The 13,590-nt window shown below is 69.8% G+C and carries 12 protein-coding genes; 5 read left to right on the plus strand and 7 right to left on the minus strand.

The window, feature by feature from the left end; all coding sequences use genetic code 11:
• The first annotated feature begins 53 nt into the window (after positions 1-53).
• Positions 54-1,343: an MFS transporter gene (locus Q0L11_RS13615; protein WP_296597930.1), complete on the plus strand. Its 1,290-nt coding sequence runs from the start codon at positions 54-56 to the stop codon at positions 1,341-1,343.
• Between the two features lie 3 nt (positions 1,344-1,346).
• On the opposite strand, the gene Q0L11_RS13620 is transcribed toward Q0L11_RS13615, so the two are convergent.
• Positions 1,347-2,213, minus strand: coding sequence for a TauD/TfdA family dioxygenase (locus tag Q0L11_RS13620; RefSeq protein ID WP_296597931.1), 867 nt, complete (start codon positions 2,211-2,213; stop codon positions 1,347-1,349).
• Between the two features lie 111 nt (positions 2,214-2,324).
• Between Q0L11_RS13620 and cobS the strand changes: the two genes are divergently transcribed.
• Positions 2,325-3,326, plus strand: a complete 1,002-nt coding sequence (gene cobS / locus Q0L11_RS13625) for a cobaltochelatase subunit CobS (protein WP_296597933.1) — start codon at positions 2,325-2,327, stop codon at positions 3,324-3,326.
• On the opposite strand, the gene Q0L11_RS13630 is transcribed toward cobS, so the two are convergent.
• The 4 genes from Q0L11_RS13630 to Q0L11_RS13645 form a co-directional block, all read right to left on the minus strand.
• Entirely contained in the window at positions 3,323-3,502 is a 180-nt protein-coding gene (locus Q0L11_RS13630; RefSeq protein WP_296597935.1) for a hypothetical protein, read from the minus strand. The two genes, cobS and Q0L11_RS13630, sit on opposite strands and share 4 nt — an antisense overlap.
• A 59-nt stretch (positions 3,503-3,561) precedes the next feature.
• Positions 3,562-4,473 carry a hypothetical protein gene (locus Q0L11_RS13635; protein ID WP_296597937.1) on the minus strand — a complete coding sequence of 304 codons (912 nt, stop codon included), beginning with the start codon at positions 4,471-4,473 and terminating at the stop codon, positions 3,562-3,564.
• The gene (locus Q0L11_RS13640; RefSeq protein ID WP_296597939.1) at positions 4,470-5,885 is read right to left on the minus strand and encodes a glycosyltransferase; all 1,416 of its coding nucleotides are present in this window, start codon (positions 5,883-5,885) and stop codon (positions 4,470-4,472) included. The genes Q0L11_RS13635 and Q0L11_RS13640 overlap by 4 nt, the downstream gene beginning before the upstream one ends.
• 302 nt (positions 5,886-6,187) lie before the next feature.
• The gene (locus Q0L11_RS13645; protein ID WP_296597941.1) at positions 6,188-8,677 is read right to left on the minus strand and encodes a membrane-bound PQQ-dependent dehydrogenase, glucose/quinate/shikimate family; all 2,490 of its coding nucleotides are present in this window, start codon (positions 8,675-8,677) and stop codon (positions 6,188-6,190) included.
• A 139-nt stretch (positions 8,678-8,816) separates the two neighbouring features.
• Here Q0L11_RS13645 and Q0L11_RS13650 point away from each other — a divergent pair, with 139 nt between their 5' ends.
• The gene (locus Q0L11_RS13650) at positions 8,817-10,007 is read left to right on the plus strand and encodes a DUF3089 domain-containing protein (RefSeq protein ID WP_296597943.1); all 1,191 of its coding nucleotides are present in this window, start codon (positions 8,817-8,819) and stop codon (positions 10,005-10,007) included.
• Positions 10,008-10,047: 40 nt separating this feature from the next.
• Here the strand turns inward: Q0L11_RS13650 and Q0L11_RS13655 are convergent, their stop codons facing one another.
• Positions 10,048-10,227 carry a DUF1328 family protein gene (locus Q0L11_RS13655; RefSeq protein WP_111277664.1) on the minus strand — a complete coding sequence of 60 codons (180 nt, stop codon included), beginning with the start codon at positions 10,225-10,227 and terminating at the stop codon, positions 10,048-10,050.
• A 115-nt stretch (positions 10,228-10,342) separates the two neighbouring features.
• Between Q0L11_RS13655 and cobT the strand changes: the two genes are divergently transcribed.
• Both cobT and Q0L11_RS13665 read left to right on the plus strand, forming a co-directional pair.
• On the plus strand, positions 10,343-12,295 hold the full coding sequence (gene cobT, locus Q0L11_RS13660) for a cobaltochelatase subunit CobT (RefSeq protein ID WP_296597944.1): 1,953 nt from the start codon (positions 10,343-10,345) through the stop codon (positions 12,293-12,295).
• Positions 12,292-13,275, plus strand: coding sequence for an esterase-like activity of phytase family protein (locus Q0L11_RS13665; protein ID WP_296597945.1), 984 nt, complete (start codon positions 12,292-12,294; stop codon positions 13,273-13,275). The genes cobT and Q0L11_RS13665 overlap by 4 nt, the downstream gene beginning before the upstream one ends.
• A gap of 61 nt (positions 13,276-13,336) precedes the next feature.
• Here the strand turns inward: Q0L11_RS13665 and Q0L11_RS13670 are convergent.
• A partial coding sequence (locus Q0L11_RS13670) for a bL28 family ribosomal protein (protein WP_296597946.1) occupies positions 13,337-13,590 on the minus strand: 254 nt, incomplete at its 5' end.

Raw genomic sequence — 13,590 nt, forward strand, 5'->3', positions numbered from 1 at the left:
CTTGACCGCCGGCTCCTTGGGCGCGAAGCCGTGCGCAACGAGGGGAGTTCCGCGTGACCACCACCACCCAAGCCGGCGCCGGCGGCGCCTCGAACCGCCGCGTGCTGGCGGCCAGCCTCGTGGGCACGGCGGTCGAGTTCTACGACTTCTACATCTATGCGACCGCCGCCTCCCTGGTGTTCCCGCACCTGTTCTTCCCCAAGTCGTCCGAGAGCGCCCAGCTCCTGCAGAGCTACGCCACCTTCGCGGTGGCCTTCTTTGCCCGGCCGGTGGGCGCAGCCTTCTTCGGGCACTTCGGCGACCGGATCGGGCGCAAGTCGACGCTGGTCGCCTCGCTGATGCTGATGGGCGGCTCGACGCTGCTCATCGCCTTCCTGCCGACCTATGCGATGGCCGGCTGGGTCGCGCCGGCGCTGCTGTGCCTACTGCGCTTCGGCCAGGGCTTCGGCCTGGGCGGCGAGTGGGGTGGCGCGGCCCTGCTGGCGGTGGAGAACGCCCCGCCCGGCTGGCGCGCGCGGTTCGGCATGTTCCCGCAGCTCGGCGCCCCGGTGGGCTTCATCGCCGCCAACGGCCTGTTCCTGGTCCTGGGCGTCGCCATGCCGGCCGAGGATTTCCTGGCCTGGGGCTGGCGCCTGCCGTTCCTGGCCAGCGCGATCCTGGTGGGCCTGGGCCTGTGGATCCGCCTGCGGATCGGCGAGACGCCCGCCTTCGCCAAGGCCCTCGCCGAGGCCGAGGCCAGCCACGTGCCCATGGCCGAGGTGGTGAAGCGCCATCTGGGCGCCGTGCTGGGCGGCACCTTCGCCGTCGTCGCCTGCTTCGCGCTCTTCTACATCTCCACCGCTTTCGCGCTGGGCCACGGCACCGCGAAGCTGGGCTACACCCGCGAGACCTTCCTCGCCGTCCAGCTGGGCGCGATCCTGTTCCTGGCGGCCGGCATCGTCGCCGCCGGCTACTGGTCGGACGCGAGCAGTCCGCGCCGCGTGCTGATCGCCGGCTGCGGGGCGACCGTGCTGGTGGGGCTCGCGATGGGCGCGATGATGGGCGCCGGCTCCCTGCCCCTGATCTGGGCGTGGCTGTCGCTGGCGCTACTGGCCATGGGCTTCGTCTACGGCCCCCTTGGCGCCTTCCTGCCCAGCCTGTTCCCGCCGCGGGTGCGCTACACTGGCGCATCGATGGCTTTCAACGTGGGCGGCATCATCGGCGGCGGCCTCGCGCCCGTCGCCGCCCAGGCGCTGGCGGACAAAGGCGGACTGACCCCGGTCGGCTACTACCTCGTCGCAGCCGGCGTCCTTAGCCTCGCCGGCCTGATCTTCCTGCGCCCGGCGCCCGACGCCCTGGACTGACGCCTAGACCGGGACCTCTCCCGCCACCGTCGTCCGGTGCATGACCCGGCGGTGGCCGTCGTAGCCGCCCAGCGCATTGTGCATCGTGCAGCGGTTGTCCCACATCACCAGCATCCCGGCCTTCCAGACGTGGCGGTAGACGAACCGCTCCTGGGTCATGTGGGCGTAGAGGTCGCGCAGCAGCGGGTCCGCCTCGTCCGGCGTCATCCCCTCGATCCCCACCGTGTAGACCGGCGAGATGAAGAGCGCCTTGCGGCCGCTCACCGGGTGGGTGCGGACCAGGGGATGGGCCCAGGTCTTGTCGGCGTCGGGGCTGACGATGATGGGCATCGAGCGGACCTCCAGTTCGCGGGCGTAGCCGCTCTTCGGCCCATAGGCGCGGGTCGCCGAATGGACGGCGCGCAGGGGCGCCAGCCGCGCCTTCATCTCGTCGGGCAGCGCGTCGTAGGCCGCCGCGCCGTCGGCGTAGAGGGTGTCGCCGCCCACCGGGGGCACGATCTCGGAACGCAGGATGGTCGCCGCGGGCGGGCGTTCCTGGAAGCTCCAGTCCGAGTGCCAGTTGCCGCCGAACGGGGTGGTCTTCTCGTCGGGCTCGCGGCGCACCTCCAGCACGTTCGGGTGGCCCGCCATCGGCGCGACGTAGGGATCGTCGCCGAACGGGCCAATCTGCAGGGTGAAGGCTTCCAGCTCGTCGAGGGTCAGCGGCTGATCGGGGAAGGCCAGGACCGCGTGCCGCGCCCAGGCGTCCTTCACCTGCGCCAGGGTCCCCGCATCCAGCGGCTTCGAGAGGTCGAGGCCCGTGACCTCCGCGCCGAAGCCCGAGGGCTGGGGCCGCACCTGGATCGCCGCTCCGGTCGCGCCGTCGGCCATGGCATCCTCCTCCCCGCGCGCGGGCTATGGGCGCCACTTCTTCGCTGGCGGCCCTGTCCAACAAAACACCTGTTTGCGTACGCGACGGCAAGCCTGTAATCGAACCGCGTCATGGCCGCTTTCGACACCACCGAAGACAAGCTCATCACGCTGAAGCCCGATACGGAGGTCAGCGTTCGCGAGACTTTCGGCATCGACCTGGACGGCACGGTCCCCGCGTTCAGCGAACGCGACCCGCACGTGCCCGACATCGATCCAGCCTACAAGTTCGATCCGGAGACCACCCGGGCGATCATTGCCGGCTTCGCGCACGACCGGCGCGTGATGGTCCAGGGCTATCACGGCACCGGCAAGTCGACCCACATCGAGCAAGTCGCGGCCCGCATCAACTGGCCGATGATCCGGGTGAACCTGGACAGCCACATCAGCCGGATCGACCTGGTCGGCAAGGACGCCATCGTCCTGAAGGAAGGCAAGCAGGTCACCGAGTTCCGCGAGGGCATGCTGCCGTGGGCGCTGCAGCGCCCGATCGCCCTGGTGTTCGACGAGTACGACGCCGGCCGGCCGGACGTGATGTTCGTGATCCAGCGCGTGCTGGAAGCCTCGGGCAAGCTCACGCTGCTGGACCAGAACCGCGTCATTCGCGCGAACCCCTGGTTCCGCCTGTTCGCCACGACCAACACCATCGGCCTGGGCGACACCACCGGCCTCTACCACGGCACCCAGCAGATCAATCAGGCGCAGATGGACCGCTGGTCCATCGTCACCACCCTGAATTACCTGGCCCACGACGTGGAGGCCGACATCGTCCTCGCCAAGGCGCCCAGCTACAACACCGCCGAGGGCAAGCGGACGATCAACGCCATGGTTCGTGTGGCCGACATGACCCGGAACGCCTTCATGAACGGCGACATCTCGACGGTCATGAGCCCGCGGACGGTGATCACCTGGGCGCAGAACGCCGAGATCTTCGGCGGCGACATCGGCCTGGCGTTCCGGATGACGTTCCTGAACAAGTGCGACGAGCTGGAGCGCGGCACCGTGGCCGAGTTCTTCCAGCGCGCCTTCGGCCAGGACCTGCCGGAAAGCACCGCCCGGGTGCGGGTGGCCTAGCGGCTTCCGCCCGGGCGGGGCGCGTGCTCGCCCTTCCCAGCTTCCGTGGAATGCTCGATGCGGCCGAGTTCGACCTCCGCGCGCGAGAAGACCTCTTCCTGACCGGAATCCAGCACCTCCTCGTCATCAGGGGATGGCTTGGGCGATTGCGGCTCGTGCGGTGCGTGTTCCGGCATGGAGGCCTCCTGACCCCTTGCCGAACGGCGGCGGGCCGCCGTGGGTTGCCGGACCCGCTTCAGAAGCGGCGGCGCAGGCTGACGTTCAGTTGGCGATAGTCGTAGGTGTAGCCGGCGCCGACAGGCGTGTTGCTGTAGGCGAACGCGGCGTCCAGCGACCAGACCTTGCCGACCGGCGGCGTGATCACCTGGGCCGACAGCGAGCGCGCCTGATGCCAGCCGCCGCCGGTCTGGCGCTGGGCGCCCAGGCCCGCCGCCACCACGTAGCGCCACCCCGCCTGCCGCCGGCGGATCTGGAGCGTCGGCAGCACCTGGGTGAAATCCCGCGGCGAGAAATAGTCGAACTCCCGCGGCTCGGTGCTGTGGAAGTAGCGGGTGCGCAGTTGGGCGCTGAGGCCCCAGTCCGGCTGCAGGACGTGGACGTAGTTGGCGCGGGCGTGGAGACGGACGTTCCGGCCGGTGAAGTCCTGGACCGCGCCCACGAAGGTCAGGTTGTCCCGCTCGCCCAGGGGGACGTCGAACGCCCCGCCGGCGAAGGTGTAGTAGACGCCCTCGCGCACGCCCCGCGGCGTCTCGACGATCTCGCGTTCGAGGAACAGTTCGGGGTTCAGGCGGCCGGGCTTCTGCAGGTTCAGCGCGCCCAGCACGGTCGCGCCGTCGGTCCCGGCCTGGCCCTTCGCGCGCCAGTCACCCAGCTCGCCCGCGAACCGGTAATAGACCCGCATGTCCCGGGTCGCCGCCTGCCCGAGTGGGCGGAAGATCGCGCGTTCGAGGCGAAGGCCCTGGTATTCGCCCTCACCCAGGTAGCGCCAGTCGAGGTTGACGCCCACCTTGGAGACCCGGGTGTCGTCCGCGTCGGACGAGGAGAAGACGTCCACCCCGACGGCCTGCGTCGGCGCAGGCGCCTCGGCCGCCCGCGCCGCCGGCGCGGCGGCGAGGAACAGGGCCGCGGCCCAGGCGAACCGGCTCATTTGCCGCCCCAGGTCTTACGCAGGCCCGCCAGCTCCGAGACGTAGCCCAGCACGCAGACCGGCTGGACCAGCAGGTTGTAGGCGAAGGCGTAGAAGAGGAAGCCGCCCAGGTTGCGGCGGACCTTCAGGTGCTCCCGGTGGAACGTGCGCCGCTGGATGCGGAAGATGAACAGGTTCCAGACCACCGCCAGCGGCAGCACCGCCAGGGTCACCGGCCCGACCATGTAGAACTTGCCGAAGAGCGCGAGGATCAGGCCCGGGATGAAGACGAAGGTGTAGACGAGGTCCATCGGCGGAAAACACAGGTTCCACCAGATGAACACCGTGCGCAGGTGGCGCTTGAACAGCAGCGTCGGGTGCGCGCGGAAGGCTTCCATCAGCCCGCGCGCCCAGCGGCGGCGCTGCAGGGCGAAGGCCTTCAGCGTCGTCGGCACGTTGGTGAAGGCGATGGCGTCCTCGGCATAGCCGATCCGGCCCTCGCGGCGCAGCAGCGCCCAGGAGACGACGATATCCTCGCCCACGCTGGCCGGCCAGCCGCCCACCGCCTCCAGCGCGGCCCGGCGATAGATCGAAAAGGCGCCCTGCGCCACCAGCGTACCGTGGAACATGCTCTGCATGCGCTTCACGGCCGCGATGCCGTGGAAGTAGTCCCACTCCTGGGCCTTCGCCAGAAAGGTGTCGCGCGCGTTACGGACCATGACCGCGCCGGCGACGGCCTGGGTTTCGGGCGGGTCGGACAGCAGCCGCTCGACCAGGTGCGTCAGGCCGTCGGGCATGATCCAGCAGTCACCGTCGATGGTGACGATCAGGTCGCTGCGCGCCGCCGCCAGGCCGCGGTTGAGCACCGCCGCCTTGCCGGCGTTCACCGGATAGTCCAGCACCCGGACGGTCGCGTTCGCCGGGAATGCGAGTTCCGCGATCGCGCGGCGCGCCACGTCGGCCGTCCCGTCGGTCGAGCCGTCGTTCAGCACCAGGATCTCGAACGGCCCGGCGTAGTCCTGCGCGGCCAGGCTCTTCAGCGTGTCGCCGATGCCCTTGGCCTCGTTGTAGGCGGCGATGAGGATGCTCACGTCGGGATAGGCCGCCGGGCGGATGCGCGCCGGCCGCCGGTCCAGCGCCAGGGTCACGAACAGGAACGCGTTCATGAAGCCGGGCACATAGGCGATGAACGTGATCGCGATCAGCGCGAAGGCCGGATGGGTCAGTCGCGAGACGTCGCCGAGCCATGGCAGCGACAGCCAGACGCTGAGCGCCGTCCACGCGGCCGCCCCCACGAACGCGAGCGCGAACTTGACCGGGATCGTCGCATGCCGCCGCCCGCCCCGGGGCGAGCGCGGGGGCGAAGGCGGCGAAGCGGGCGGGAGGCGGTGAAGGTCGGCGGGCGTCGGGCCCGGCTCCACCAAGCGGTTCACCCTTTCCAGGGCGCCAGTCGTCGGCAAGTCATTAACCAAGAAAAGAGCGCAGGATTAGCGGACGCTCTTGAACATCGCCCGCTGGCTAGCGTCCTTGATGTTTATCAACTGCTTTAGAAAGCCGAAACGACAGTCGATCTTGGTATATTTTGTCGCACATAACTCCACATTCACAACCCGCGCGCGACAATGACTTACTCTAGATTGCTCAACCCCGAAGTGTATACTTCCCCCGCGCAACGTAATGCGGACAAGATTGCGTATGGCAGTGAGCAGCCGACCGGGAGGCGCTGCGCGCCGCGCTACTTCAGCGCGTAGGCCACGACGTAGTCGCCCTTCTCGGGGCTCATCATCGCGCCGCCGGCGGTGACGACGACGTACTGCTTGCCGGTCTTGGGCGAGACGTAGGTCATCGGCGTGGCCGAGGACGGCACGGGCAGCGGAGCCGCCCACAGCACCTTCCCGGTGGCGTTGTCGTAAGCGCGCAGATAGGCGTCGGTCGTCGCCGCGCGGAACGTGACGCCCCCCGCGGTCGTGACCGGCCCGCCGATGCCGAACGTGCCGATCGGGATCGGCAGGTGCGACTTCAGGCCCAGCGGCGCCTGGGCCTCGGCCGTGCCGGCCGGAACCCGCCAGACGATCTGGCGGGTGCGCAGGTCGATGGCCGTCAGCATCCCGTGCGGGGGCTGGACGCACGGTGCGAACAGCGGGCTCAGGAACCAGTTGTTGTCGGCCTTGTAGGGCACGGCCTTCAGGCTTTGCGGCGGCCGGTCGGCCTTGATCCGCGTGGCGTCCAGTTCGGGCCGGTTCGAAGGCTTCAGCGCCACCGTCTGCGGCATCCGTACGTCGCTGACGATCAGCAGGCCGCGGCGGGCGTCATAAGCGCCCGAGCCCCAGTTCATGCCGCCCGCGTTGCCGGGATACTGTAGGGACGGCTTCTCGGAGCTGCCGGGCGGGGTGAAGTCGCCGTCGTAGCGCAGCCGCTGGAACTGGATGCGGCAGTAGAGTTGATCCAGCGGCGTGGCGCCCCACATCATCTTCTCGTCGAGGCGCTCGACGCCGATGGTGGGCATCTCAACCGAATAGGGCTGGGTCGGGAAGACCCATTCGCCGGGCTGCGGCCCGCCCGGCACGCGCACCTCCACCACCTTGGTCAGCGGCTCGCCCGTACGCCGGTCGAGCACGAAGATCTGGCCCCGCTTGGTGAGCTGGATCAGCGCCGGCGCCGCGCCCGCCTTGGTCGGGAAGTCGATCAGCATCGGCTGGCTGGGGACGTCGTAGTCCCAGAGGTCGTGATGCACCGTCTGGTAGGCCCACTTCATCTTGCCGGTGTTCACGTCCACCGCGACCACCGACGATGAATAGGCCTCCGACGCCATGGAGCGGTGCGAGCCCCAGTAGTCTGGCGTGGCGTTGCCGATGGGCAGGTAGATCAGGCCCAACTCGGGATCGAAGGCGGGGGTGGACCAGACGTTGGGGGTGCCGCGCGTGTAGGTCCTGCCCTCCGGCGGCAGCTTGTCGATCGACGGATCGCCCAGGTCCCAGGCCCAGATCAGCGCGCCGGTGACCACGTCGAAGGCGCGGACGACGCCCGAGGGCTCGCTGAGCTCCTGGTTGTCGGCGACCCAGCCGCCGATGATAACCTTGTCGCCGATGACCGTCGGCGTGGAGGTCTGGAAGTAGAAGCCGGGCTTGATCGGGCCGATGCCGGTGGACAGGTCGACCATGCCGTCCTTGCCGAAACCGGGGCAGCGCTGCCCGGTGGCGGCGTCCAGCGCGAAGAGCTGGGCGTTGATGGTGGTCGACAGGACCCGGCGCCGGCACAGCGGCGCGGCCGCCGCCTGCGCCACCGGCGCCGCGGTCGCGGGCTTGAGAGCGGCGGGTTTGAGAGCGGCGGGCTGGGGCGCGGGCTTCGCGGCCTGGACCGCACCCTTGGCCGGCGGCGCAGCGGCGGCGGCGCGCACGCCGGCGACCGCCACCTTGGGCTGGCTTCCGTCCCAGTAGCCCACGCCGCGGCAGCGGTTCCAGTACGCCGGCTTCACCTTGGGGTCGTGGCGCCACTTCTCCTTGCCGCTGTCGGCGTCGAGGGCGATGACCACGTTGGTGGGCGTGCAGACGTAGAGGGTGTCGCCCACCTGCATGGGCGTGTTCTGGTCCTGGCTGCCGCGGTTCGGTTTCTCGCCGGTGCGGAAGGTCCAGGCGACCTTCAGCTCGTCGACGTTCTCGCGGTTGATCTGATCTACGGGCGCATAGCGTGCGCCGCCCGGATCGCGGCCGTAATAGCGCCAGTCAGAGCCCGGCTCGGCGGGCGGGGCCGCGCCGGTGACCTGGGCCGGCGCCTCGGCTTGGCCCCAGGTGTAGGTCGCCGGCAGGGCCAGTCCCAGCACGCCGATGCAGACGACCGAGAACACGGCCACCGCGAGCCCCGACTGGCCGCGCAGCGGGCCCTTGGGCGCCGAGGGGATCACGAGCAGGACGAAGAGCCCCAGGACGGCGGGGGCGAACAGGCGCGGCAACAGGGGCCAGAACTCGAATCCGGCCTCCCACAGGCCCCAGATCAGCGTGGCGGCCAGCACGGCGGCGTACAGCAGGCCGGCGGCGGGGTGGCGCCGGGCCAGCATCACGCCCGCGCCGACGATGGCGGCCCCGGCCAGCAGGTAGTACGGCGAGCCATCCAGGAAAACGAGCCAGCCGCCGCCCAGCAGGACGGCCGCGCCCACCAGCGCCACCAACCCGCCGCCCACAAAGGCCCAGATCCTGGCCGGCCAGCCGGCCGGTTTGTCGGACGCCATGCGCCTGCCCCCAAATAGATTCCGCGGGGGAACTTAGGCCCGAATCGCCGAGCGCATGAAGGGTGCTGGACCGCGACCCCCGCCCAGGCGATAAGCGTACGCACTTTTCGAAAAACAGAAGCTACCTGGGGAGGCTGGAATGCGGGTGCGGACGATCGCCGCCATGGCGCTGGGATTGGGGCTGACGGCGGGGAGCGCGACGGCGCAGCCCGCATCCACGGCGGCCGCCTACCCCAAGAACGACTACGCGAAGGCGGACGCCTGGCTGTGCCGGCCGGGCAAGGCGAACGACGCCTGCGCCATCGACCTGACGACCACGGTCATCAAGGCCGACGGCTCGTCCACGGTGGAATCCTGGAAGGCCGACCCGAAGGCGCCAATCGACTGCTTCTACGTCTATCCGACGGTGTCGACCGATCCGGGCGTGGTCTCGGATATGACGGCGAACGCCGAGGAACTGAACGTGGTGAAGCAGCAGCTCGCCCGCTTCGGCTCGAAGTGCCGCATCTACGCGCCGCTCTACCGCCAGTTCACGCTGACGGCGCTGCGGGCCCTGGTCGAGGGCAAGCCCATTGCAGGCGCCGCCGATCCCGCGGTCCGGCAAGTGGGCTACAACGACGTGGTCGACGCCTGGAACCACTACCTGGCCAACGACAACAAGGGTCGCGGCGTCGTGCTGATCGGCCATTCGCAGGGCTCAGGCCTGCTCCAGCGGCTGATCCCCGCCGAGATCGACGGCAAGCCGGTGCAGAAGCAGCTCGTCTCGGCGCTGATCCTGGGATCGAACCTGCCGGTCACCAAAGGCGGCGACACGGGGGCTTTCAAGTCGATCCCCACCTGCAAGACCGCCGACCAGGTCGGCTGCGTCATCAGCTACGTGACGTTCCGCGACACCCTCCCGCCGCCGGCGAACACCCGCTTCGGCAAGGTGGCTCAAGCCGACATGGAGGCCGCGTGCGTCAATCCGGCGGCGCTGCTGGGCAAGAGCGACCTTCACGCCTATCTGGCCAACGGTATGGCCATCGCCAGCTCGTCGGCCCCGCCGCCCGAATGGGTGAAAGGCAAGCCCAACCCCAAGACGCCCTTCGTCTCGGTTCCAGGGCTCATCAGCGGCAAGTGCGTGTCGAAGGACGGCTTCAACTATCTGGAAGCCCACGTGAACGTCGACCCGTCCGATCCGCGCACCGACACCATCGCCGGGGACGTGACCGGTCCGGGCGGCGCGATCGCCCAGGACTGGGGTCTCCACCTGATCGACGCCAACATCGCCATGGGCGACCTGGTCGAGGTGGTCGGCCGGCAGGCGAAGGCCTACGCCGCGAAGAAGTAAAGGCCAGGCGGCGCGCCCTCGCGGGCGCGCCGCCGACCTGTTAGCGTCCGGTCAGCTTGCGGCCGGCGAAGACGCCCAGCGCCAGGAACAGCAGGAAGCCGACCACGGCGACGAAGAACAGCAGCTTGGCGATCCCGGCGGCGGCGCCGGCGATGCCGCCGAAGCCGAGGGCGGCAGCCACGATGGCGACGATCGCGAAGATCAGGGCCCACTTGAGCATCGTTCTCTCCTCAGGTTCGAAACTCGGCCCTGAAAACGCCGCCGCACCTTCACCGTTCCCGCGCACACGATTCCTTGTTTCACCTGGGGTCAGCGCTGATCTATGACCGGCTGACATGGCGAAGAACCCGGAAAGCCCCCTCGAGCCCTTCAAGCGCGCGCTGGCGCACGCCGCCCGCTCGCTTGCCGAGACGCCCGATCTCGAGATCGTCTATTCCGGCGAGGGCCCGCAGCTTTCGGGCAACCGGGCGGTCCTGCCTCACCCGCCGCGAGACCTGACGCCGGAGGACGCGGCTCGCATCCGCGGCCTGGCCGACCAGATGGCGCTGCGCGTCGCCCACCACGATCCGGCGACCCATTCCCGGACACGGCCGCACTCCGGCGCCGGCCAGCCGATCTACGACGCCTTGGAGCAGGCGCGAATCGAGGCCATCGGCGCCAACGCCATGGGCGGGGTGCGCGAGAACCTCAAGGCCGTGATGAACCACGCCTGGGCCCGCAAGGCCTACAACGAGGTCGAGGCCATGGCGAACCCGCCGCTGGCCGAGATCGTCAGCCTGATGGTGCGCGAGCGGCTGACGGGGGAGCCCCCGCCGGCGAACGCCCGGGCGCTGGTCGACATGTTCCGCGCCGATGTCGAGGCCAAGGCCGGCAAGGACCTGGACCTGCTCGAAGGCTCGCTCAACGACCAGAAGGCCTTCGCCCGGATCGCCCGCGCCATCATCCGCGACCTGCATATGGGCGACGACCTGTCGGATGCGCCCGAACAGCCGGACGAGGACACCGAGGGCGGCGAGGACGGCGAGCCCGAGGAAAGCGACAACCAGGACGACGGCGAAGGCGAGAGCCAGTCGCCTCAGCAGTCGGCCATGGACGACGACGAGACCACGGCCCGCGAGGCCGAGGACGCCGACAGCCAGATGATGCAGTCGGAGGAAGACCCCGATGCCGAGGACACCGACGAGCCGCCGGACATGGGCGATGGCGACCAGCCTGCGCGTCCCGATCCATCCGGCGACAACCGGGCCGTCACCTACAAGGTCTTCACCACCGCCCACGACGAGGTGGTGGCGGCCGAAGAGCTCTGCGACCCCGAGGAACTGACGCGCCTGCGCGCCTACCTCGACCAGCAGTTGGCCAGCGTCTCGAACGTCGTCTCCCGCCTGGCCAACCGGCTGCAGCGCAAGCTTCTGGCCCAGCAGAACCGTTCGTGGTCGTTCGACCTGGAAGAGGGCATCCTCGACGTCGCGCGCCTGACCCGCGTGATCATCGATCCGACCGCCCCGCTCTCGTTCAAGGAAGAGGACGATACCGAGTTCCGCGACACGGTCGTCACCATCCTGATCGACAATTCGGGCTCCATGCGCGGTCGGCCGATCATGGTGGCGGCGGTCTGCGCCGACATCCTGGCGCGCACGCTGGAGCGCTGCGGGGTGAAGACCGAGATCCTGGGCTTCACCACGCGCGCCTGGAAGGGCGGGTCCTCGCGCGAGGACTGGCTGAAGGCCGGCAAGCCCGCCCAGCCGGGCCGCCTGAACGACCTGCGCCACATCGTCTACAAGGCGGCCGACGCCCCCTGGCGGCGCGCGCGGCGCAACCTCGGCCTGATGATGCGCGAGGGCTTGCTGAAGGAGAACATCGACGGCGAGGCGCTGATGTGGGCGCACCAGCGCCTGATCGGCCGGCCCGAGGCGCGGCGCATCCTGCTGGTGATCTCGGACGGCGCGCCGGTGGACGACTCCACGCTGTCGGTGAACTCGGGCCACTATCTGGAGCGCCACCTGCGCGAGGTGATCGGCGAGATCGAAACCAAGAGCCCGGTGCAGCTCATTGCCATCGGCATCGGCCACGACGTGACCCGCTACTACAAGAATGCGGTGACGATCGTCGACGTCGAGCAGTTGGCCGGCGCCATGGTCGAGCAGTTGGCCGACCTGTTCGACGAGGAGGTGCGGCGGGTGACGCGCAAGACGGCCAACCTGCTGGCGCCGCCGCCGAGCACCCAGGGCCCGCAGGGCGGCTCGGGAAGCCGCTCGACCTTCAAGGAAGTCCGGAGGGTCACGGCGTGAGGCGCCTGGCCGGCGCGGCGCTCGCCCTCCTGCTGGCGGGCTGCGCCGCGCCCATGGCGCCGCTGCCGGCCTCGCCGGTGGCCGTGGGCGCCGCAATCCAGGTGGACGCCCAGGCGGTGCCGCTGGACCCGACCAATCCCGCGCGCGACCGCATCGGCGCCTTCGTCTACGCGGGCGGCGTCGTGCTGACGTCGCGCCAAACCAGCCGGCTGCACGGCCTCTCCGACCTGAAGGTCGCCCCCGACGGGCGCATGCTGGCCCTGGGCGACCAGTCCGACTTGCTGGAGGGCCGCATCGTGCTCGACGGCGCCGGCCGGCTCGCGGGCGTCTCGGACGCCACCCTGATCGCCCTCAGGGACGAGGACGGCCGCGACCTCTACGCTGGGGGCCAGCGAGAGTACGACTCCGAAGGCGTCATGCGTTTCGCCAACGGCGACCTGCTGGCCAGCTTCGAGCAGCACGACCGCATCCTGCTGTTTCCTCGCGACGGCGGCCTGCCCCGCCGCGCGCCACAGCCGGAGGTGGTCTACACCGACAACAAGGGCATGGAGGCGCTGGTCGGGGCGCCGGACGTGGCGGCCGACGCCTACCGCGTGGGGCTGGAGGACAGCGGGCGGGTCTACCTGTGCCGCCTGTCGACGTCGTGCGCCCACGACCTCGACCTGGACCTGGACGGCTCGGCCCTGGTGGCCTTCGACAACATGCCGGGCGGCGGCCTCGCGTACCTCCTGCGCACGTACTCGCCGCTGCGTGGCAACGTGGTCCAGCTCCGGATCCTCGACCGCGCCGGCAAGCTCGTGGACCGCATGGAGATCGCCCGGCCCCTGACGGTGGACAACCTGGAAGGCGTGGCCGTCGTGCCGCGGCCCGGCGGCGTGGTGCGCTTCTACCTGATCTCGGACGACAACTTCGGGGTCTACGACGGCAAGCCGACCGACCAGCGCACGCTGCTGCTGGCGTTCGACTGGAAGCGGCCCTAACCGCAAACAAAAAGGCCGCCCGGTGAGGGGCGGCCTCTTCGAAATCGCGAGGGCGTGGCGCTTAGGCCGCGGCCTGCTCGGCGAGCTTGGCCTTCACCTGGCGCTTGATCTTCAGCGCGCGGGCCGAAAGGACCTCGTCCTTGGCCTTCAGCAGCACGGCGTCCAGGCCGCCCTTGAAGTCCAGGGTGCGCAGCGCCGCGTTCGTGATGCGCAGGCTGAAGCTCTGGCCCAGGGCTTCCGACTGAACGGTCGTGGAGACCAGGTTCGGCATGAACCGGCGCTTGGTCTTGATGTTCGAGTGGCTCACGTTGTGGC

It is taken from the genome of Phenylobacterium sp. (genome assembly GCF_024508875.1).
GTDB lineage: Bacteria > Pseudomonadota > Alphaproteobacteria > Caulobacterales > Caulobacteraceae > Phenylobacterium.